The 20477-nt window shown below is 65.6% G+C and carries 18 protein-coding genes; 9 read left to right on the top strand and 9 right to left on the bottom strand.

Annotation, left to right across the window (positions count from 1 at the left end; all coding sequences use genetic code 11):
- On the top strand, nucleotides 1–260 hold a 260-nt coding region (locus tag VKV57_06430), incomplete at its 5' end, for a hypothetical protein (GenBank protein ID HLW59550.1).
- A gap of 12 nt (nucleotides 261–272) precedes the next feature.
- Here the strand turns inward: VKV57_06430 and VKV57_06425 are convergent.
- Nucleotides 273–1430, bottom strand: a complete 1158-nt coding sequence (locus VKV57_06425) for an alpha-hydroxy acid oxidase (protein HLW59549.1) — start codon at nucleotides 1428–1430, stop codon at nucleotides 273–275.
- Between the two features lie 210 nt (nucleotides 1431–1640).
- Here VKV57_06425 and VKV57_06420 point away from each other — a divergent pair, with 210 nt between their 5' ends.
- Nucleotides 1641–1841 (top strand): DUF1272 domain-containing protein, encoded by a 201-nt coding sequence (locus tag VKV57_06420; GenBank protein ID HLW59548.1) that lies wholly within the window; start codon nucleotides 1641–1643, stop codon nucleotides 1839–1841.
- Between the two features lie 218 nt (nucleotides 1842–2059).
- Here VKV57_06420 and VKV57_06415 read toward each other — a convergent pair whose 3' ends face one another.
- A complete protein-coding gene (locus VKV57_06415) occupies nucleotides 2060–2860 on the bottom strand; it encodes a serine protease (protein ID HLW59547.1) in 801 nt (266 codons plus the stop codon).
- Between the two features lie 483 nt (nucleotides 2861–3343).
- Here VKV57_06415 and VKV57_06410 point away from each other — a divergent pair, with 483 nt between their 5' ends.
- The 3 genes from VKV57_06410 to VKV57_06400 all read left to right on the top strand — a co-directional run bounded on the left by VKV57_06410 (nucleotide 3344) and on the right by VKV57_06400 (nucleotide 6663).
- On the top strand, nucleotides 3344–4363 hold the full coding sequence (locus tag VKV57_06410; GenBank protein ID HLW59546.1) for a glutamate cyclase domain-containing protein: 1020 nt from the start codon (nucleotides 3344–3346) through the stop codon (nucleotides 4361–4363).
- Nucleotides 4364–5341: 978 nt separating this feature from the next.
- Entirely contained in the window at nucleotides 5342–6097 is a 756-nt protein-coding gene (locus VKV57_06405; protein ID HLW59545.1) for a lytic transglycosylase domain-containing protein, read from the top strand.
- 272 nt (nucleotides 6098–6369) lie between these two features.
- Nucleotides 6370–6663, top strand: a complete 294-nt coding sequence (locus VKV57_06400; protein HLW59544.1) for a GYD domain-containing protein — start codon at nucleotides 6370–6372, stop codon at nucleotides 6661–6663.
- 331 nt (nucleotides 6664–6994) lie between these two features.
- Here the strand turns inward: VKV57_06400 and VKV57_06395 are convergent, their stop codons facing one another.
- A complete protein-coding gene (locus VKV57_06395; GenBank protein HLW59543.1) occupies nucleotides 6995–7930 on the bottom strand; it encodes an acetamidase/formamidase family protein in 936 nt (311 codons plus the stop codon).
- 252 nt (nucleotides 7931–8182) lie between these two features.
- Here VKV57_06395 and VKV57_06390 point away from each other — a divergent pair, with 252 nt between their 5' ends.
- Entirely contained in the window at nucleotides 8183–9892 is a 1710-nt protein-coding gene (locus tag VKV57_06390; protein HLW59542.1) for an HD domain-containing phosphohydrolase, read from the top strand.
- Between the two features lie 69 nt (nucleotides 9893–9961).
- On the opposite strand, the gene VKV57_06385 is transcribed toward VKV57_06390, so the two are convergent.
- From VKV57_06385 to VKV57_06370, 4 genes are read right to left on the bottom strand one after another with little or no spacing between them, the layout of a single operon-like run.
- A complete protein-coding gene (locus VKV57_06385; GenBank protein HLW59541.1) occupies nucleotides 9962–10156 on the bottom strand; it encodes a hypothetical protein in 195 nt (64 codons plus the stop codon).
- Nucleotides 10153–11541 carry an amidase gene (locus VKV57_06380; protein ID HLW59540.1) on the bottom strand — a complete coding sequence of 463 codons (1389 nt, stop codon included), beginning with the start codon at nucleotides 11539–11541 and terminating at the stop codon, nucleotides 10153–10155. Before VKV57_06380 ends, VKV57_06385 begins: the two co-directional genes overlap by 4 nt.
- 46 nt (nucleotides 11542–11587) lie before the next feature.
- A complete protein-coding gene (locus VKV57_06375) occupies nucleotides 11588–12598 on the bottom strand; it encodes a zinc-binding dehydrogenase (GenBank protein ID HLW59539.1) in 1011 nt (336 codons plus the stop codon).
- A 34-nt stretch (nucleotides 12599–12632) separates the two neighbouring features.
- Nucleotides 12633–13757 carry a M20/M25/M40 family metallo-hydrolase gene (locus VKV57_06370; protein HLW59538.1) on the bottom strand — a complete coding sequence of 375 codons (1125 nt, stop codon included), beginning with the start codon at nucleotides 13755–13757 and terminating at the stop codon, nucleotides 12633–12635.
- A 107-nt stretch (nucleotides 13758–13864) separates the two neighbouring features.
- On the opposite strand from VKV57_06370, the gene VKV57_06365 reads away from it, so the two are divergent.
- The gene (locus tag VKV57_06365) at nucleotides 13865–15058 is read left to right on the top strand and encodes an amidohydrolase/deacetylase family metallohydrolase (GenBank protein ID HLW59537.1); all 1194 of its coding nucleotides are present in this window, start codon (nucleotides 13865–13867) and stop codon (nucleotides 15056–15058) included.
- Nucleotides 15059–15164: 106 nt separating this feature from the next.
- Complete coding sequence (locus tag VKV57_06360) at nucleotides 15165–16355, top strand: M20 family metallopeptidase (protein HLW59536.1); 1191 nt, start codon at nucleotides 15165–15167, stop codon at nucleotides 16353–16355.
- Nucleotides 16356–16365: 10 nt separating this feature from the next.
- On the opposite strand, the gene VKV57_06355 is transcribed toward VKV57_06360, so the two are convergent.
- Nucleotides 16366–17721 carry a S41 family peptidase gene (locus tag VKV57_06355; GenBank protein ID HLW59535.1) on the bottom strand — a complete coding sequence of 452 codons (1356 nt, stop codon included), beginning with the start codon at nucleotides 17719–17721 and terminating at the stop codon, nucleotides 16366–16368.
- Between the two features lie 444 nt (nucleotides 17722–18165).
- On the opposite strand from VKV57_06355, the gene VKV57_06350 reads away from it, so the two are divergent.
- The gene (locus VKV57_06350; protein HLW59534.1) at nucleotides 18166–19356 is read left to right on the top strand and encodes a membrane dipeptidase; all 1191 of its coding nucleotides are present in this window, start codon (nucleotides 18166–18168) and stop codon (nucleotides 19354–19356) included.
- A 131-nt stretch (nucleotides 19357–19487) separates the two neighbouring features.
- Here the strand turns inward: VKV57_06350 and VKV57_06345 are convergent, their stop codons facing one another.
- Nucleotides 19488–20429, bottom strand: a complete 942-nt coding sequence (locus VKV57_06345; GenBank protein HLW59533.1) for a DMT family transporter — start codon at nucleotides 20427–20429, stop codon at nucleotides 19488–19490.
- Nucleotides 20430–20477 lie beyond the last annotated feature (48 nt).

Here is a 20477-nt window from a genome sequence, read left to right as displayed (position 1 = left end):
CGACTCTGGCGGGGGAAGCAACTCCGGTGGGGGCAATAATGGGAGCGACTCCGACGATCACGGCCATGGCGACAAGGATGGGCATGGAGGCAAGGAAGGCCATGGCGATAAGGATGGGCATGGCGACAAGGATGGGCACGGAGATAAGGATGGGCATGGCGACAAGGATGGGCATGGCGACAAGGATGGTAATCACAGCTAAGATGGAGAGGAAGCGCACTACGACTCATCCAACTCGATTGGGTTCAGACCACGAGTAATCGCTTGCCCGTTTAGTTGGTCGAGACATGTACGTAGGAGCGGTCAAGGCCGGAAATGGACGCGCACCCAAGAAGTTTGAGCGTACGCTCCAAGTCGGCCTGCAAGATCTCAAGCGTCCGAGCGACACCGGACTCGCCTCCGGCGGCAAGCCCATAGGCGTAAGCGCGCCCGACCAGGACAGCGCTGGCGCCCAGACAAATTGCCTTGATTATGTCGCTGCCACGACGGATGCCGCCGTCCATGAGCACCTCGACTTTGCCATTCACGGCCGCGACGATTTCGGGAAGCACCTTCAACGACGCCGGAACACAGTCGAGCTGGCGTCCGCCGTGATTTGATACGACGACGGCTGCAGTTCCTTCATCGACGGCTCGTCGTGCATCGTCGCCCGTGAGAACTCCTTTGATCACTATCGGGCCGGGCCAGACTCTGCGGATCCATCGCAGGTCTTCCCAAGTGAAGGCGGCGCGTAATAGGCCCGCACGGGCGTTGATGAGGGTCATTTGCCCGCTGTCCGGAATGACGATATTAGGCAGCTTGGGGACGCCGCCGTCGAGCAGAAAAGCGGCGAGCCATCGCGGACGCGCCAGCAACTGCGGCAGAAAGGGGATCTTGGCGACCGCGTTTTTGGACAGCAACTCTTTTGCGCCATTGCGCAGTTCCTCTTCATGCATGCCCACGACGGGCGTATCAATTGTGACGACCAACGCTGTGAAACCCGCCAGTCGGGCGCGTTCGATCCCTGCCTCAGCGGCCTCCCGCCCACCCACCAAATAGAGCTGATACCACACCGGCCCGGAGGAGGCTGCTTTTACATCCTCCAATCGGTGCCCAGAGACCGTGGAGAGAATATAAGCCGTCCCCGCTGTCCCTGCTGCTCTGGCGGCGGCTATTTCGCCGCCGGGATGAAACAGCCGACTATAACCTACGGGACCGAGGAGAGCGGGCATAGAAAGGTCGTGGCCCAGGACGCGAGTGCGCAAGTCACACTTGGGAACAGGGACCGCATAACGAGGTCGGAATGTTACAGTGGCAAATGCCCGGCGATTTTCTTGAAGCGTGACTTCCCCCTCTGCGCCGCCGTCTAGGTAGTTGAATATCACTTTCGGCAGGCGGGCCCGAGCCAGGGACCGCAGGTCCTCGATGCTGATAACGCGGGGAGCAGCCACTGCACGCCTTGCATTAGTCGATGGCAAACGCCTACCCCTTTTCTCGATCAGCCATGGCTCGGAGGCGGTTCGTTATGCCCGTACGTTGATGTTCTGCGCCTCTCCCACTCGGGAATTCGCTTGGCCGCGGGTATGTCACCTGTTCGGAAGGTGACGGGCCCGGTTCGTAAGAATTTCTCGACTGAATGACTTCGCTTCTTGGTGAGAATCATGGCGTTAGAGATGCGGGACAAGTGCGAAAAGTGCAACCGCGTGTTGCAGGTGGAAGGTGAGGCGTATATCTGCAGCTTCGAGTGCACCTTTTGTGGAGACTGTACCTCTCAACTGATGCATATATGCCCAAACTGCGGGGGCGAACTTGTCCTGCGACCGAGGCGCAGAGGAATCCGTAAGCCTTCGGCCGCATCGTAGGGAGCGCTTCCCGAGCGCATTTTCCGCCTGCGTCTTCAGCCCTCGGCCATGCTATTGATCGGCGGGATTCCATATGTGCGGAGTGTCCCTATTTTCAGATGTTCTCTCCCACCAACAGCTTCGAGGGTAGAGAAGCACGATCGCACTGAGAAAGGCGAGCTGAGCGGTCATCCTTTCCAGCTATTTCTTAGGAGCGTGCGCATGAAAGGCACTGCGGGCTAATGGCAGAAGTTTCTCAGAACACTATTACTTTGCGCATATCCCATGTTGCTCTTAGTGGTGTCGTGCCACGTCCATAAACCAACGACTCGGTTCTGACCATTCAGGACCGGAGCGCCACTGTCCCCCGGTTGCGCCCGTCCATTGTCCATCTCAATGCCGAACGTCTCGGTGCCATCGCGTGCTCTGAAGAATTTCTCCACCACCCCCCTGGCAGTCCACTTTTCAGGAATGGCCCCGATTTGCCCGAACCCAACCACTCTAACATCTCCCTGCGGATGACCATCAATCACCAAAAACGGAAAGGCCGGCAACGCGCCTTGATGCGGCGTCGCCCATGGCCTCATTTCCAGTTCCTTGATGGGGTAATAGAATGTCGTCTTTTTTCCGGCGTATGCGTCTGAAGGAATTAATTTGATTTCCGAGACATCTTTGGAAAACTCGACCTCTCTCGGGTGCGTTGTGGCATCATAGGGAAGATGACTTGCGCAGATCATCTGCACGTCATACCATTCTGTTCCTACAATCGCAATCATCCGATATTTGTCGGGGTCTTTCACAACCCGCGCTCCGCAATGGCTGTTGGTCATTGCTGTTCCTTCTGCGCCGATGAAAAATGCGGTGCAGAAACCATATGAATGTACTCGATATTCTTGCGTTGTACTGTTAAAAACCGGGTCACGATCCGTGATATGAACCATGAACACTGCGTTCGATGGATCAGGTTCCTGAGCCGTTGCGAGCGGTGAGGCGTATCCCAAAAGAGAAATGGCAATCAGAATAGCCGACCCAGGGTTCATAGGCTCCTCCCTTCCGCTTCATCATATACTTTGTCACAGGCCCGCGATCATTCTTCGCCATCTGATGGTCGCATCTGCGCCTACTGGACCGCATCCCTCAGCGGACCATCCCTTCCAGACCCTCGAGACATCTGTATGCCCAACTTTGATGCGGTAGCCTATCTCCGAACCTCCATCAAAGGCTGATAGTCCTGGACCACTCCCTTCTGGGTCTGGACTTGGCTCTCGAGGTACCGACGGACGATTGTGACTGGAAGCGAGCGAGGGAGGTCGAAAAGCCAACTTAATGGCGAATTAAGGATATTCTGTGAATGCCGGGGAACCACACTCGGGCATCCCGAGACAGCCCGGGGGGTGAATGCGATGTCGACGTGCGGAGGAAAGATGGCGCGGATGCCACGGCAGCGACCACTGGTTTGATCGAGTCGGCGCAATCGGGCCGCCGAGCGCGGCTACATTAACCCCTTTGAAACGAGGAGAGCGATGCCTGAGATTATCGCAGAGAGCATCGATCGGCTGATATGTGTGGAAATGCGGAGTCCGGGGATCGATCGGGGCATCATCGAGCCCCTGTACCGAGCGGCACGGGAGGCTCAGGGGGGATCGCCGCTGAGCCTGCGCGCGGCGCGCCTGCTCCAAGAACGGGTGGGGGCGAAGGACACGGTGGTGATCATCACCGGTGCCGGGACGCCCCCCTATCTGCCCTCCGGCGAGACCGACGGTCCGCCCGGTGCCGTGGCGCTCGCCCGCGCAATCGGGCGCGGGCTCGGAGCCAGGATCGTTCTGCTCACCGAGCCGCCATATATGCCGGGGGTGCGGGCGGCAGCCGGCGCGGGGGGGCTGCCGTTGCTGGACGACGCGCTGGCGACGAGCCGTCCCGGTGCCGTCGTGTTGCGTTCCTATCCCGTCGGGGACGAGGAGGGCCGACGAGAAGCGGATGCCATCCTGTCACAATACGAGCCCTCTGTGGTGATCGCCGTCGAGAAGCTCGGGCCGAACGCCAAGGGTGTCATCCACAGCCTGAGAGGCGTCGATGGAACCGCCCACACCGGTAAGGCGCAGCATCTCATCCACGCCGCACAATCGCGCCGGGTCGCGACGATCGGGTTCGGCGACGGAGGAAATGAGCTTGGCTGCGGGTTGATCTACGACACGGTGCGTCGCGTCCTCGAGTACGGGATGAAGTGCCAGTGCCCTTGCGGGAACGGAATGGCCACGACGGTCAAAACAGACGTCCTTGTGATTTCGAATACGAGCAATTGGGGCGCTTACGGCACTGCGGCCTGCTTGGCGCTGCTGCGCCGTGACCCCACACTTTTGCCCGATCCAAAGGAGGAGCGCAGGGTGATCGAACAGTGCGCGTTGCACGGGGCCGGAGACGGCATGTTCGGCCTACCGATCCCTTGGGTGGACGGGACTTCGCTTGAGGTCCAGGAGGCGATGCTCGTGCTGCTCCACATGATCGTGTCCAACGGACTCAAGCAACTGCGTCGCCCCTTCTAGCCCTGACGTATCCCCAGCGATCTCCTGGAGTGGTATCATTGATGCTTTGTGATCCCACTGCGATCCCGAGGGACGGTCCCGATCGGGCGGCCGGCCGATGCATTTCGTCCGGCATTCGCACTGCGAGCCCGGACGGGGGGTAGCCCTCGGGACCCCCGAGATCTCAGGCGACGGGCTGGTGCTGGCGGGGTGCGCCCGGCTGATCCAAATCGGCAGAGATTGGCCCGCCAATCTCCTTCATCCAAACGACCGCCGCGGTCCCGTCAACGCGCTCACGACGGTGGAGGTGGATGACAGATGTAATCGTATCGCCGAATCGCGGGGTGACCTCCTTAAGCAGTCCGCACGAGCACTGGTACCAGGCCATGAGCCCTTTCCTCCTAGATCTGGCGAACTTGCCGCCCGTCGTGGCTTCTATCATAGGCGCGCCGGTGGTCGAACGCTGTGCCCCGGATCACTCCTGACGTGTGAAGCGTGCCACATTGGCGAGAATAGAGGGAATTCTCGCCGTGTTGAGGCGGTCTCGACGGGAGGATGGTGCTTGGGTTTTACCAGGGGGGTTCGGGAGGGGATGGTAATGAATCGAGCGCGGATGCACGGGATCATGTTAGCGCGGATGTGTTCTCGAGCCCGCTTTTCCCCTATCTCGCCGGCAGGCTGCCGGGCCTTTATTCCCCGCCAGAGAGGGCGATATCGCACCTTGCACAATATTGCAGCCATCGCGAGCGCCGCACTCTGAAGATTGCGAGAACCCTCCGGGAGGGCGGCGGTCCAGCGCCGCTCACCACGGATCTCTTCCTCATCATTTAGATAGCTACCCGCACACCAATAGAGACCCGGTTCCACCCATTGGATGAGGGCCCCCCCCCCTCAGATGATGGAATCAAGCAGCCGCTAAGACACCCACCCCGTCTCTGGACTGTCGGTATCGACCTATGGACCATGCGTCGACCGACACCCAAGAAGGAGGAGAGCGTCATGAAAGATACGCCTCGTGGCGTCGGGGTCGACGCTGAGGTGCTTGTGGGGGAACCGATTCCTTATGAGCGTCTTGGGTGGGCCTGGGCCCCGACACGTCTCCAGACCTTGATTGCGGCGGGCACAACGCTCATCATGATGGGGACGACCGCCATCGTGAATCCCTCGGCCGGGACCTTCGAGAAGCGCGTAACGCCCAGCCCAGCGTTTCCGCCTGCGGTTCTCCGTGCCAGGACCTTCAAGCCGTCTGGATCCCGGGATATCGACCAATATGCCCATGGGGCCGCTCGGAAGTTCGGGGTTCCGTACTGGGCAGTGCGAAGCATTCTCGATTCCGAGGATAGTGGGCAGGAATCAGTGAGTCCCCAAGGAGCCATCGGTGTCGGTCAGTTGATGCCGGCGACGGCTCAAGCTCTCGGGGTCGATCCGCGCGACCCCCAACAAAATGTGGAAGGGACCACCGCGTACATTGCGCAGCTGTACAAACGGTTCGACGGCGACTGGGATAAGGTGGCCGCCGCGTACAATACCGGACCGGATCATGTGGCGTCCGGAAAGACGCTTCCCGACGAGACCGTCGATTTTCTGCGGAAGTTTCGCGCGGCACGGAAAAAGTATGACGCAGCACAGATGGCCGCCTCTGGATCTGCGGGCCACAGTGACGGGATCTCAAGCTCCCCACCATCGAACCTGACGGGTCGTCGAATGGGCCGCCGCGCGCCGTTGGTGCCGGCTTCGGACTGGACGTGGCTCTGACGTCGGCGTCCGTCTGCCGCACGTGCGCTCCCCGCAGTGCTTGCTGAATTTTTCGCCAGCTCAATGATGGCAGTTGGGGTGAGGCCCGTCCGTAATCGGCCGGACCATTCCCTGCCGTTCCCACTCTTCCGCCGGAGCCGCGTTGCGTCCTTAGGAGGCGAGCGTTTTAATAGAGGGGCATCGGAGGAGCCAAGGGTTCTCGAGGACACCAGGCGAAGCCAGGTGGGCCCGGGGGAGACGTGCGGAGAAACGAATCAAAAGGGGGAAGGAAGATGGCGACCTACATCACGCTCGTCAACTATACGCAAAAGGGCATCGAGACCATCAAGCAGGCCCCCGATCGGGTCAATGCGGCAAGGCAGAGGGTTCGGGCGGCGGGCGGAGAGTTCAAAGCGTTCTATTTGACCATGGGGCGGTATGACGCGGTCGTCATTGTCGATGCGCCCAGCGACGAGAAAGTCGCCGCGAGCCTCCTTGCCTCGGGTGCGCAAGGCACCATTCATACGGAAACTCTGCGAGCTTTTACTGAGGATGAATTCCGAAAGATTGTCGCGGCAATGCCTTAAGCGGTTGGAATCTGGAAACCCCGACGCGTCCCCCCGGCGTCGTTCCTATCACGAGCATGCGGAGTGCGTCCTGTCCTTGTTGGGCGAAGGGTTGTCCGCCTCTCGCCCCGCATGGGAGGTGGCTGATACGGTCCGAGTGTAACCGGGCACTACGTCTCAATTTATCGCGGCACTCGACGTTTCGCCGAGCCGACTCCGGTTGTTGAGCCCGGAGACGAATGGTACGACTTACCAGATTGCGCCGTGGTAGAGACAACCGATACCGGACGCCGCGGGTTAGTGGGTTCTTGGCCGTTGCTCCCATCCCAACGTCCACGGGGCAACCAGTCCCTCACGAGCGAAACACCGCAAGCGGCAGCAGCGCACTGACGATGTATTGACCTGCATCGACGATCTCCGAAATCTTCAGGTCAACACAAAGGCTGGCCAGGATGTAGGCATCTTCGGCCGACAGGCGGTACGTCCCTGAGAGATGCGCAATCATCGCCCGCACTGCGTCTTGGGCGGCCTTGAATAGATCGGGTCCGACCCCGGTGGTGCCGTACCATCCTCCGGAATTGACGCGCGGGACGAGCGGTCCGGGTGTGACAAACTGAGGGGCGGGGATCCGCCGACCCTTCTGGAGGGTGAAGCGCAGCGTGGCATACATAGGAGCCTCGATGCCCGTGACGCACACCTCGCCATCACCCTGCGCGGCGTGGGCGTCCCCGCAGCTGAACAGGGCCCCGTCGACCTGCACCGGGAGGTAGAGTGTGCTGCCGCGGGTGAGCTGGCGGGTGTCCATGTTCCCCCCGAACGGCCCCGGCGGCATTACCGCTTGCTTGTTCGCGCCAGCCGGGCATACGCCCATCGTGCCGAAGAATGGCTCGATCGGGATCGCGATGTCGTCGCGCAGATGCGCGACATCGCCGTTGGCGAGGTCGAAAACCTTCAAGTAGGGCGTCTTGAAGTCGTCGGCCAGAAGCCCGAGGCCGGTGAGGATCGCGGCCCAACCCCACCCCTGAGTGTGGATGTCGAGGATCTCGATGGCCAGCGTATCACCGGGCTTGGCTCCGCGAACAGAGATCGGGCCGGCGAGGGGATAGACGCGCTCCCAGTTCAACGTGGCGAGCGTGGAGGTGGTCGACGCCGGCGTAATCTGATTGTCGCTCACGTCGCGGGTGGAGACGACCACGGTGTCGCCGCTGTCGATTGTCATGACCGGGGCGTGTCGACTATCCCAGGTGAAGTGGACGGTGTCGGTCGGAAAATATCGAGTCGTTCCCATCGTCATCCTCCTCTTTCATCGCATCGTCCGGACCTTGAGGGGTTCCCCGGGGCGCCACAGCTTCCTGCCCTCATCGTCCCCCGCATTGGGCAAAGATCGTGGGGATGTGTCGGGGAGTCAGGCCCCGCGGCGCCGAGGAGGACAGGCGCCCCATCCACATGTCCTTTTGGGCGCCGAACAGGGCACACACTGAGTGGATCGTCACGCCGGCGGGGTCTCTTAGTGCTCGGCCGGCAGGGTGCGGGATCGAGAATGACTGATAGCGGTGGTGGACCCATACCCCTGCCCGTGGTGAGCGACGGCAGCGGCCGCAGCGCTGAGGAATGGATCAGCCTGATACGCGTGCTCATGCTGCTTACGCTGATCCCCGCATTGTGGTTTGGGGTGATCACGGTAGCACACCCCGCCATCAACGGTATCATCCTGCTGCTCGGCGGGTACGTGATCTTGCTGGCGGCCGGCCCGCGCTGGTTCGCTGTGCTGCGGCGGCCCGACCTGGCGATTGCGCTCGATCTCCTGGTGATCACCTTGGTGGTGGTCATTTCCGGGAACCTCAGCAGCCCGTTCATCTTCCTCTACTATCTGACGATCCTCGAGGCGGCCGCCCGTCTCAATCTCCGCCAGGCACTCGCCGCTTCGCTGGCCATGGCCGGAATGATCGTGCTCCTTTGGGTGCGCGCCGGCCGGGTTCAAACCTTAGAGAGCGCGGGATTCCGGCTCGGCGCGATCATCGCCGGCGGGTTCTTCCTGGCGTTATTCCTGGGCATGATGGTTCAAGAGTATCGGGTGAACCGGGAACGTCTGCGCTGGACTCGGGTGCTCGATCAGCGGCTGCGAGAAGCGACCTCACAGCTCGAGGACCAGCTCCACGAGTTGCAATTTTACAATGCGCTCGCTGCCCGGCTCTCGGGCGAGTTGCGAGTGGGAGGGGTGCTGGACATTCTGCTGCAGGTATTCTTGGAGGCCGTCCAGCTCCCGTGCGGTCTCGCCTATATATGCGGGGATGGCGAGGAGCCCCGCGTCGTGACGACCCGCGGGATCGAGGAAGACGCTCCTCGGCCCGAGCTTCCCCCCTTCCTGATCCCATCGGCGGAGGGCGGCGGCGGCGACCTGATCGTGTCGCCGTCCACGGGCGACGGCAAGCAGGGAGAGATCCTCGCGTACGTACCGTTGGTGCGGGGCGAGCGCCTGCAAGCCTGGTTGTGCGGGATGGGTCCGTCCCCCGGAGCCTTCACCGAGTCCGTTCGCCGCCGCGTCCGCGGCCTGGCCGCGCAAGGCGTCTCAGCCCTCGAGGCGGCCCGATTGCACGAGAGAGTCAATCAGAATCTCGAACAGTCCCACATTCAAGTGGTTCTAGCGCTGGCGCGCACCGTCGAAGCCCGCGACACCTACACCGCCGGGCACAGCGAGCGCATTGCCTCCCTGGCCGAGGCCGTTGGCCGCGCGCTGGGCTGCGGGGAGGAGGAGGTCCGCGATATCCGGCGGGCCGCGCTGCTCCACGACATCGGGAAGATCGGCGTCCCCGACCAGATCCTGCGAAAGCCGGGCCCGCTGACCAAAGAGGAGCGCACGGTGATGCAGCACCACGCGATCATCGGTGAGGGGATTCTCCTCTCGGTCGAGCGGATGCGGGGGGTCGCACAGCTGGTGCGGCATCATCAGGAATGCTGGGATGGTAGCGGGTATCCGGACGGACTGGCCGGCGAGGAGATCCCCCTGGGCGCCCGGATCCTGGCGGTCGTCGATGCCTACAGCGCGATGGTTGACCGCCGCTCGTACAAGCGGGCCCGGCCCGGTCGGCAGGCGATCAAGGAGTTGGAGCATTGCGCGGGGACGCAGTTCGACCCACGAATCGTCAGGGTCTTCTGCCGGATGATCGAGCGATTGGACGTCGGCCCGATGGCCCACAGGCGTGCCCCCAAGGCGGAAGTGCTGGTGAAGGCGGCGGATCCCGCAGACTGATCGGCGACCGCGCGCCGGGGGAGGCGGCCCGGCCCGCCGGCTTCCGGCGGATGAAGTCCGGGGCGGATATTAGCCTTCCGGCTCCTCCGCGACCACGAACTCGTACGGGGGCTCGAGTCCTTCGGTGACCTCCGGCCTGAGTGCGACGAGCGCAGCCTTGATCGTGCGCACCCGGTCGTAGATCGCTTCGACATCGCCCTCGGTCAGCGCGAGACCCTGGTGTTCCGCCTCAGCTCGGAGCCACGCGCGGGTGAAGGCACTCATGCGGCGCCCTCCAATCTCGGACGGCGCCTGTGCCATTCCGCGGCCCGTTCGTAGGCCTGTGCGATCCGGAAAAGCGTCCTCTCGTCGAAGACTCGTCCGATGAGCTGCATCCCGATGGGCAGCCCGGTGGCGGTGAACCCGCAAGGGACCGTCAGCGCCGGGTGCCCGGAGAGATTAAACGGGATCGTGCCCCACGTCGTTTCGGGGGGGTTGGTGTTCTGCGTCTCGACCGAAAACGCCGGGAACGGCAAGGTCGGCGTGACGATCGCGTGGACCCCCCGCAGGGCGTCGTCGACCTCACGGATCCACAGACGGCGGATCTGCCCCGCCTGCTGGTACTCCGCGGCGGTGATAAACGCCCCCGCGGCGATGCGCTGCCGCGCCCGGAGACCGTAGTCCGGGAACTGACGCCGCATGCGCCCGGCGTGCTGCCCATACGCCTCCGCCACCATCACGGCCCACCCCACGGTGCCGACGTCCCCGGCGTGAGGGAGGGTCACGGGGGTAAGCCGCATGCCGAGGCTTTCCAGGTGGCGGAGCGCGCCGCGCATCGCCGTATCGACTTCCGGATCGAGGTGTTCGTAGAAGTGCTGATCGGGGACGCCGAGGACAACATCGTGGATCTCCTCGGCCAGCGCTGCCGCGTAGTCCGGCACGGGCCGCGCGGAGGACGTCGCATCACGGGGGTCCCTCCCGGCCATCGCGCTCAGCACCGTCGCGCAATCGGCCACCGTTCGACACATCGGGCCGATGTGATCCATGCTCCAACTGAGCGGGAAAACGCCGTGCCGGCTGACCCGCCCGTAGGTGGGCTTGATGCCGACGATCCCACAGAGGCCGGACGGGATGCGAATGGAGCCTCCTGTATCGGACCCGGTGGCGGCGACGGCGAGGCCGGACGCGACGGCGGCTCCCGACCCCCCGCTCGATCCGCCCGTGTAGCACGCGGTGTTCCATGGGTTTCGGGCGGTGCCGAACACATCCATCGTGCCGCAGGCGAACTCCGTCGTATTCGTCTTCCCGACCAGGATCATGCCGGCGTCCGCCAGCCGCCGGACGTGCGTGGCATCGTGGTCGGGGACGAAATCCAGCATCGTTCGAGAGTGGCACGTCGTCCTGATGCCCCGCGTGAAGTGAATGTCCTTGTGCGAGATCGGGATCCCGTGGAGGGGCCCCCGGGCCCCTCCGGCGTGAATCTCCCGCTCCGCCCGCCGGGCCGCGTCGAGGGCGGACTCACGGCAGACGGTGATGTAGCTGTGCAGGGCGCCGTCGTAGTGGTCGATGCGGTCGAGCAGTGCCGTTACAAGCTCGACGGGGGAGAGCTCACGGCGTGCGAGCCGCGCGGCGAGGTCGGCGATGGGGAGAAAGCAGAGCTCCGAATCCACAAAAGCCCCCCTCGGCGATGCGTCCCGGGCGGATCGAGAAGTTCGGCTAACCGACTCGCAACACGATCTTCCCGAACTGGGTCGCCTCATCCATCCGCTGGAAGGCCCGGCCCACCTCGGCGAGCGGGAAGGCCTGGTCCACAATCGGGTGCAGCTCCGCTGCGCTGAAGAGCGAGAGCATCCCGCGGAAATCGTCCGGGGTCCCCATCGTCGACCCAAGGACGTTGAGCTGTTTCCAGAAGATGCGCCGGACGGCGACCTCGGGCGCGGTTCCCGTCGTCGCACCGTAGCTGACGATTCGCCCCCCCGGCCGAACCGCGTCGAGCGCCCGGTCGAATGTGGCGCCGCCCGCTCCGTCGATGATGAGGTCGGGCCCCGTCCCCCCGGCGGCCCCCCGAACTTCGCGCACCCAGTCCGCGGTCTTGTAGTTGAATCCCCCATCCGCGCCGAGCGCCCGTGCCCGCTCAAGTTTCGCATCGCTCCCCGACGTCACCAGCACGCGGGCCCCGGCCTGCTTGGCGATCAGCAGCGCCAAAGTCGCCACCCCTCCGCCGATCCCCATTACAAGCACGGTTTCGCCCCGCTGGACGCGCCCGCGCGTCACCACCGCACGGTACGCCGTCAACCCCGCCAGGGGGAGTGCCGCCGCTTCTTCGTCGGAGAGATGAGGCGGGCGGGGCAGGACGTTCGCCGCAGGCACCTTCACCAATTCGGCAAAAGTGCCGTTTTCGGGGAGGCCGAGGATCCGCCACCGCGGGCCCTGAGCCCGCGGATCGTCGCCCCAGTCCAGGCTGGGGTTGATCACGACCCGATCGCCCCGGCGGACGTCTGTCACGCCCGTCCCGAGCTCCACGACATCCCCGGCACCATCCGATCCCAGAATGATGGGGAACCGCACACCGGCATACTGTCCTTTGCAGATGAACAGATCGCGGTGGTTGAGAGCCGCGGCCCGGACGCGGACGACCGCCTCCCCAGCCCCCGGGGCAGGATCGGCCACGGTCTCGAACCGGAGGGCCCCCGACCCCCCGGGCTCGTGCAGCACGATCGCGTTCATCGGCTCCCCCCAGGCGCCGCCGCGCGCCGGTGACTCACGGGCGGGCCACCTTGACGACGTGGGACACGACATCGGCCAGCAGGTGCAGACCCGGCAGGAGCGAGGCGGTGTCCAACCACTCGCGCGGTGAGTGCACGTGACCCCCTCCGGAGACGCCCATCGAGATCGCGGGAATCCCCATGGCCAGCGGAATGTTCGCGTCGGTACTGGCGGCGGCCAGGCGGGGCTCGATGCCGCGCGCCCGGTGCGCGTCCCGGACCGCTGCGACCAGCGGATGGTCCGGGGGGATTCGGCCCCCGGGGCGATCCCCGATGATCGTGGTGGTGACCCGCACCCCGCGCTCTTCAAATGGCTGCGTCAGTGCTCCGAGGCGCGCCGTGAGGTCGTCGACGCACCGTCCCTCCACGGACCGAAAGTCGATCTGGATCTCCGCCGCCGCGGCGATGGTGTTGACCGATGTGCCGCCATGGATCACCCCGACGTTGAGCGTGGTCTTGGGGTCCGAGGGAAGGCGCGTCCCGGTCAGCGCGTGGATGAGGGAGGCGACCTCGTGGATGGCGTTCGGGGCGCCGAAGTCGCCCCAACTGTGCCCCCCATCGGTTTCGTACCTGACCGCGAACCGTCTCACCGCGATGCCCTGGTGGATGATCTGCCCGAGCGAGCCGTCCACCACGAGTACGGCATCCGGCCGGACCTCCTGCGGCCGCAGCCGGTGGCGCATCCCCCGGAGGTCGCCCAATCCCTCTTCGCCTGTGGTCGCGACGAACTCCAGGCGCCCGACCGCGGGGTGCCCGGCCTCGCGAAAGGCGTTCGCCAAGGTGATCAGGGCGGCAACGCCGGGCGAGTTGTCCCTCACGCTGGACCCCAGCAGCTTCGTCCCCGACCGCTGGGGTGGGGTGTGTGTTTCTCGCGGATAGACCGTGTCCATGTGCGCGGCCAGGATGACGTGTGGCCGCGCGGCCCCGCTCTGCAGCGTCCCGCGGACGTTGTCGGCTTCGTCGATCGCGATCGCGCTGAGACCCGCTTCCCGAAATCGCTGCGCCACGTAGACCGCACGGTCGTGTTCCTGGAAGCTTGGAGCGGGGATCGCGGCGATCGCCTCCACCTCGCCTAGGTGCGCATCCGCGCTGCGGTCCAGCGCGGCGTGAAGCCCCGCCATCGACACCCTCCGAACCCCCGGGTTGTGCGGAGGGTTTCCATGCCACGAAGGAATTTCCTGTGCGCGGGAGGAGGCGCGCCGGTGCCGGGTCGCGAAGGCACCGCTCGATGACCTCCGACGCCAACGCGCCTGCGGCGTTCGACCTGGTGCTCCAGGGCGGGACGCTGATTGACCCGGCGCAGGGAATTTCCGCCAGGAAGGATGTCGCGTTCGCCGGCGGCAAAGTCGCCGCCGTTGCCGACGCCCTACCCGCCGGGTCGGCCGAACTCATCGACTGCGCCGGGCGGGTGATCGCTCCGGGGATGATCGACCTGCACGTCCACGTGTTCTACGGCGTGAGCCACTACGGGATCGAAGCCGATCCGCACTGCGTCGCCAAAGGGGTGACCACCGCGGTCGACGCCGGGTCGGCCGGGGCCGATACCTTCCCAGGGTTTCGGAAGTACGTGATCGACGTGGCCGCGACCCGACTGCTCGCCCACCTGAACATCTCCTCGCAGGGGATGCTGTCGCGGGAGGTCGGCGAGCTGGACGATATCAAGTACGCCAGCATGCCCAAAGCCATCGCCACGATCGAACGGCATCGCGATGTGTTGCTGGGGGTCAAGGTTCGATTGACCCGAAACGCGATCGTCGGCGAAGCGGCGGGGATCCGGCCCCTGCACTTGGCCCGGGCGGCCGCCGACGCGGTGGGCCTCCCCATCATGGTGCATCCCCAGGGCGCTTGGTGCGACTCGCTGGACGATATCCTCGCCGTGATGCGCACCGGCGACATCTTGACACACTGCTTCCACGCGCATACGCACGGCATCCTCGACCCCGAGGGAAAGGTCCGCCGGTCAGTGCGCGAGGCCATGGAGCGGGGAGTGGTCTTTGATGTCGGCCACGGCGAGGGGAGCTTCAGCTGGGAGGTCGCCGAGCAGGCGCTGCGGGAGGGGGTGCTGCCCCAGACCATCTCGAGCGACCTGCACCGGTACAACGTCGACGGTCCGGTGTACGACCTCGCCACGACGTTGAGCAAATTCCTGCACCTTGGCCTGTCCCTGGAGGAGGCGCTGCGCAGGGTGACCGCCGTGCCCGCCGGGGTGATACGCATGGCGGATCGGATCGGAACGCTCCGCGTGGGTGCGTGGGGGGACGCGGTGGTGTGCGATCTCCAGGAGGGACGGTTCGACCTGATCGATTCCCACGGCCGGCACCGCCTCGGCCGGCGGCGGCTCGTGCCGACCACGGTGGTGCGCGCCGGGAAGCGGTACCACCCTCCGATCGGGCGGGCGGGCCTCGCCCGCGACCGGGGATGAACCAATCTTCCACCAGGATCCTGCTCCATCGGCAGGGCAGAGGGGTGGGGGTGGAGAACCCGCCAGCCATCGACCCGACGTCCGTCCCCCGCGAGGTGCCCACGCCATGGAAGACTTAACCGCGCTCAAGGACCGCGTCTGCAGAGAGATCGACGCGATGCGGGCCGCGCTTGGAGCGCTGAGCAAGCAGGTCTACGACAACCCGGAGATCGGGTTTCAGGAGCACAAGGCGATGCGCTGGCTCGGCGCGTTCCTGACGGACGGAGGGTTCGCGGTCGAGCCGGGGATCGCGGGCCTCCAGACCGCGTTCCGCGCCGAAGTCCGCGGCACGCAGGACCGGCCGTGCATCGCCCTGCTCGCCGAGTACGATGCGCTCCCCGGACTCGGGCACGCCTGCGGGCACAACCTGATCTGCACGGCCAGTGTGGGTGCGGCCGTGGCGCTGCGGCGTGCCGTGCCGCGCCTGCCCGGCACGCTGACCGTGCTCGGGACGCCGGCCGAGGAAGGGGACGGCGGGAAGGTGACCATGGTCGAGCGGGGCATCTTTGAGGGGGTCGACGCCGCGATGATGTTCCATCCCGCGCGACTGAATCTATGGACGCGCGGGGCGCTCGCCGCCCAGTCGCTGACGATCCGGTTCCGCGGCCGCTCGTCGCACGCCGCGGCCACGCCGGAGAAAGGGGTCAACGCACTCAACGGCCTCCTCCAGACCTTTCACGCCATCGACTCCCTGCGGCAGCACGTGACCAGCGACGTGCGCATCCACGGCATCATCACCCACGGCGGTGATGCGGCCAACGTCGTCCCGGCCTTTGCGGAAGGACAGTTCATCGTCAGGGCGGGCACCCAGAAGGCGCTCGCGGAAGTGATGGCCCGGGTGAAGCGCTGCGCCGACGGGGGTGCGGCGGCGACGGGGGCGCGCGTCGAGTTTGCCGAAGGCCTCATCTACGCGGAGCGCAACAACAATCGGGTGCTCGCCGGCCTGTTCGGCGAGAACCTCCGGCGCCTCGGCGTCGAGGGCGATCAACCGCCGACGCGCGGAGGCGTCGGCTCATCGGACATCGGCAACGTCAGCCTGGTGGTGCCGACGATCCACCCGTATCTCAGCATCACCTCGGCCGACATTTCCGGGCACACCCCCGAGTTCCGTGAAGCGGCGGGCTCCGCCAGGGGGTTTGAGGCGATGGTCCTGGCCGCGAAGGGGTTGACGATGACCGCCCTGGACGTGATGTACCGGCCGGACGCGGTGGACGAGATGTGGTCCGAATTCCGGTTGCGCGTCGACGCGGGAGGGTAATCGGCAGCGGCTACGAAGCCCGCGGCAGCGACGCCAGCCCCGAGTGGTCGCACCCCAAAGCCTTGGATGGAACCCCCAGCAGGCGTTCCACCATCACCCTGACTCCGCATTCCAATTGAAAATCGCGCGTGCTGCCGGGATCGAGCGGGATCGCGACATCCGGTGGGTATCCGTGGCCCTCGAGCTCGATCCCCTTGGCCGTCAGGACGCGGGCGAATGCGACGTTCATGCCGGATCCATCCATGAGCTGCAGCAGCGTGGCATATTCGAGTTCGCCGGCCGTGTGCTCGCCCACGAGGGAGGCACCGAGGTGCTCTTTGAGCGCGGCGGCGCTCAATTCGCCGTTTGAGGCGGCACCGGAATCGATGAGCACCACCAGGGGTATGGGCGGCACGATCGGATCGCCCGCTGTCCTCCCGACCTTCGCCACGCCGTCACGCCCGATTTCCCGGTAAATGACGGTCCCCCGCGGGAGAAACAGGCCCATCGTTTCGACATACTCGGTGATGAGCCCGCCTCCGTCCTCCCGCAGGTCCACGATCAGCCCGCGTGGACGGGCCGCCAGCAGCCGGGTGAGCTCTGTCCGGATGATCTTCCCCGATCCCAGGGAATACCCATAGAGTTTGAGATACGCGATCTCGTCGTTGATCATCCGGCTGTCGGCCACCGGTCTGGTGACCGCCGCCCGCCCGATCACGAACGGCAGTTGAGCGGTGCCCCGGAGGACCGTCATCTGCATGACGGTGCCGGGCGGGCCGAGGAAGAGACCTTGGATCTCAGGGCTGTCCATTCCGTCCACCGCGACGCCATCGATCTGCACGACCCGATCCCCCCGGCGCACCCCGGCGCGGTCGGCGGGGGCACCCGGGATGACCGCGCTCAAAATCCAGTGCTGGTCCAATTTCACGAAGTTGATCCCGATGCCGTCGTAGGGTTTCCCCTGGAGGATCGCTTCCGCGACCGTTCGCTGCGTCGGGGTGAGAAACACCGTGTGCGATCCCCCCACCGCTTTGAGCATAGCCCTGAGGCCCGCGTATAGCAGCGTACGTTCCGGGATCTTCCCCCCGGCCAAGGCCGCGGCGCGATCGAGTCGGTCGCCGAAGGCGTTGAGCGCCGCCGGTTCGTCCAGCCCCGCCGGAAGTTCTTGAAGGTCGGTCGCATCGATCCCGGCGTGCTGCAGGGCCAGGCGCAGTCCGCCAACCCCGGCCCCGATGATGGCGGGGAGATCGAGGTGCGGGTTCCAATGATGGCTCTCCAGGGTGGCGATGGCCTCCCGGGCCACGGCCAGATCGGCCGGCGCCGCCACGACGCCGAGCGGGTTGATGAGCAGGGTGAGGAGCAGGAGCGTGAGCGTGATCCGGGCCACTCTAAAACCTCCATCGTGAGGCGGCGCCGCGACCCGCCGGCGCTCGGCGTAAACGCTCGTGGGATGGCCGCCGGGAGCCGGGCGCTGGGCCGATCGACGAGATCGCCTCGGGGCTTGGTCCGCCACGAAGGTAAGCGTACATGACGATCGTGGGTCGCTCAAGCCCCCCGGCGCCGTGACCCAGGGATTGTAGGGGCGGGGAGATCCCCGCGGGCACCCCACCGCCTCTGCGCGGGGCCCCACTGCCGGATCGCCTGAAACCCCCGAAACCTCTCATACGATGAGCTGCCCCGGCGAGGTCCCCGCCCCCCGGCAGAGCTTGATGAGTTGGAGATTTCGACGGCTGGGGCACGTGGCGGTGCAAGGAGGTGGCCGATCCCGGGCGGAATCGGAACACCGTACTCGTTCTGGTGTTTAGCCGTCCCAGTGTTGCGGAGGAAGCGAATGGCCCAGAGGCGCAAGCCGAGCCTGACGCCGGAGGAAGCTCGAAAGCTGCACTACGAGGCGTTGGTGATCGACAGCCAGCAACCCCCGGCGATCAACGGGTTCCTGTACACGGAGAAGATGAAGGCCGCGGTCGCGGAACACGCCCGGCAGGGGCTGGGACGCGACGAGGTCGCTCCGCAGATGTCCGTGATGGCGGTCCGGGAGATCCAGGATTCCGCCGCGGCCCGCGAACAGTATCTGGACCTGTGGCGCCGGTCCGGCGTCACCGTGGCCTGCGGGACGTTTTCCGGCGCTCACCGGATGGGGGGGGCATTTGAGCGGGCCTGCGAGTCGATCGCCAGGGCCTATGCCTTTGCGGACGCGCTCCAGGGCTCGCTGGTGATTTGCCGGCATGCCGACGAGATCGATCGGACGTACCGGGACGGCAAGATCGGCATCGTCCTCGATTTTCAGAACACCACCCCGTTCGGCGATGACCTCGACCGGGTCGACTACTTCCATCAACTAGGCGTCCGGATGGTGCAGCTGACGTACAATCTCCGGAACCTGGTCGGCGATGGGTGCACCGAGGCCCACCAGGGCGGCCTTTCGTACTTCGGCCGGGAGGTGGTGCGCCGTCTCAACGAGCGGAAGATCCTCGTCGACGTCAGCCACTGTAGCGAGCAGGTCGGATGGGACGCCCTGCAGGTGTCGACGGCGCCGGTGGTGGTGTCCCATTCGGCGAGCAAGGCCGTCTGCTACCACGACCGCGGCAAGACCGATGAGCTGGCGAAGGCGGTGGCCGACCGCGGTGGATACTTCGGCGTCGTCATCGTTCCCGGATTCATCTCGGAGTCGACGGAGGCGACGCTCGACGACTTCGCCCGGCATGTCGAACACCTCGTCGATATCTGTGGGATCGACCACGTGGGGATCGGCACGGACAAGGCGGGAACGGGGCCGGGGACCGAGTCGATCGTCGAGTACCCGGCCTCGATGCCCCGGCACCGGCCCGGCTCATTTGACTGGGCGGGGTTCCGGCTCACGGAGCACCGCCTCACCCCCGAGCGACGCCTCAGGGGGTACGATACCTTCGCCGATTGGCCGAACCTGACCGTGCACCTGGCGGGGCGGGGGTTCGGCGAGCAGGAACTGCGCAAGCTGCTCGGGTTGAATTTTCTCAGGGTCTTCCGCGACATCGCCGGCTGAGGCGCGCGGCTCGGCCCGATCCCGAGGGCGCCGAGCCGCCGGGGGCGCGTAGCACGGATCCGTCCAGGACCGTCGGTTTTCCCCGGCCCGTTCCGCCGGAGATTTCCCCCGACCCCCCCCGTGTGGGGCGGCTATGCGCGCAGCATCACCACCCCCGCGAGAATCCCGACCGTCAGCGCCGCGCGCCGCGGGAAGGGGTTTGTCCCGTCCCGATCCGGCACAAGCCCGGCGTGCACGCGGTTGAGCAGGCCGGTCAGGGCCAGCACGAACAGGGGAGAGATGTACCGGACGGCCGAGACCAGGGCCAGCGGGCCGCGACCGTACGCCATCGTGCTCAGCACCAGCGGCACGATGGCGAGGAGTTCCAGCGCCGCCATCCCCCCGAGCAGCACGGCGCCTCGGGCGCGGAGCGAGCGCCCGATCAGCTGCCGGTGGGGGGGGTGGGCCAGGAGGACCAGGGTGATGGGGACGAGCGCGGCACGGCTGAGGCCGAAGGTGTTCCAGTAGTCCTGGCCCCCGAGCGTCACCTTCACAAACAGGTCTCCCAGGCTCCGCAGCACGGCGCTTCCGACGATGATCGCCAGCAGAGGATTGAGGGCCCGGCGCGGCCGCTGCCCCTGCTCCATGCTGAGCAGGGCGCAGCACGCCACACTCAGCACGATCCCGACGTAGCCCAAGGGTCTGAAGACCTCCCCGAAGGCCAGCCATCCCCAGATCACCGAGAAGAGCGGGGCCGTCTGGGTGATCGCGGCCACCGTGGCCGCGTCGGTCCTCAGCAGCGCGCGCGTGTAGAGAACCGACGCCAGATACTGCAGGATCCCGGGCAGCAGCGCAATCGCCAGAGCGGGCGCCGGCGGAATCCGGAAGAGCCCCAAGGCGCCGCGGACGACGAGGAGCCCCACGGCGTAGAGACCGAGAAAGAGCGAGATGAAGAACGGAAAGCTCCAGCGGTCGCGCAGGACCCGGTCGACCACGATCTTGTCGACGATGCCGACGACCGAGGTCGCCGCGGCGCTCAGCAGCGCGAGCCAGAACCAGCTCATGCCGGCCGCTGGCAAGGGTGCCGGGGGCACACCGGCGCGCGCGCTCCCTCGGCAGCACCGCCGGAGGCCCACTCACAC

The sequence above is a fragment of the bacterium genome, from assembly GCA_035307765.1.
Taxonomy (GTDB): Bacteria; Sysuimicrobiota; Sysuimicrobiia; order Sysuimicrobiales; family Segetimicrobiaceae; genus Segetimicrobium.
Note: the sequence above shows the minus strand (reverse complement) of the source record. Positions and strands in the feature narration are given on the sequence as shown.

Coding starts and splice junctions, on each gene's coding strand:
- VKV57_06375 (HLW59539.1), bottom strand. CDS start 12,598: ATGAACGCGATCGTGCTGCACGAGCCCGGGGGGTCGGGGGCCCTCCGG.
- VKV57_06415 (HLW59547.1), bottom strand. CDS start 2,860: ATGAACCCTGGGTCGGCTATTCTGATTGCCATTTCTCTTTTGGGATAC.
- VKV57_06360 (HLW59536.1), top strand. CDS start 15,165: ATGGAAGACTTAACCGCGCTCAAGGACCGCGTCTGCAGAGAGATCGAC.
- VKV57_06395 (HLW59543.1), bottom strand. CDS start 7,930: ATGGGAACGACTCGATATTTTCCGACCGACACCGTCCACTTCACCTGG.
- VKV57_06410 (HLW59546.1), top strand. CDS start 3,344: ATGCCTGAGATTATCGCAGAGAGCATCGATCGGCTGATATGTGTGGAA.
- VKV57_06390 (HLW59542.1), top strand. CDS start 8,183: ATGACTGATAGCGGTGGTGGACCCATACCCCTGCCCGTGGTGAGCGAC.
- VKV57_06370 (HLW59538.1), bottom strand. CDS start 13,757: ATGGCGGGGCTTCACGCCGCGCTGGACCGCAGCGCGGATGCGCACCTA.
- VKV57_06405 (HLW59545.1), top strand. CDS start 5,342: ATGAAAGATACGCCTCGTGGCGTCGGGGTCGACGCTGAGGTGCTTGTG.
- VKV57_06365 (HLW59537.1), top strand. CDS start 13,865: ATGACCTCCGACGCCAACGCGCCTGCGGCGTTCGACCTGGTGCTCCAG.
- VKV57_06385 (HLW59541.1), bottom strand. CDS start 10,156: ATGAGTGCCTTCACCCGCGCGTGGCTCCGAGCTGAGGCGGAACACCAG.
- VKV57_06350 (HLW59534.1), top strand. CDS start 18,166: ATGGCCCAGAGGCGCAAGCCGAGCCTGACGCCGGAGGAAGCTCGAAAG.
- VKV57_06400 (HLW59544.1), top strand. CDS start 6,370: ATGGCGACCTACATCACGCTCGTCAACTATACGCAAAAGGGCATCGAG.
- VKV57_06420 (HLW59548.1), top strand. CDS start 1,641: ATGGCGTTAGAGATGCGGGACAAGTGCGAAAAGTGCAACCGCGTGTTG.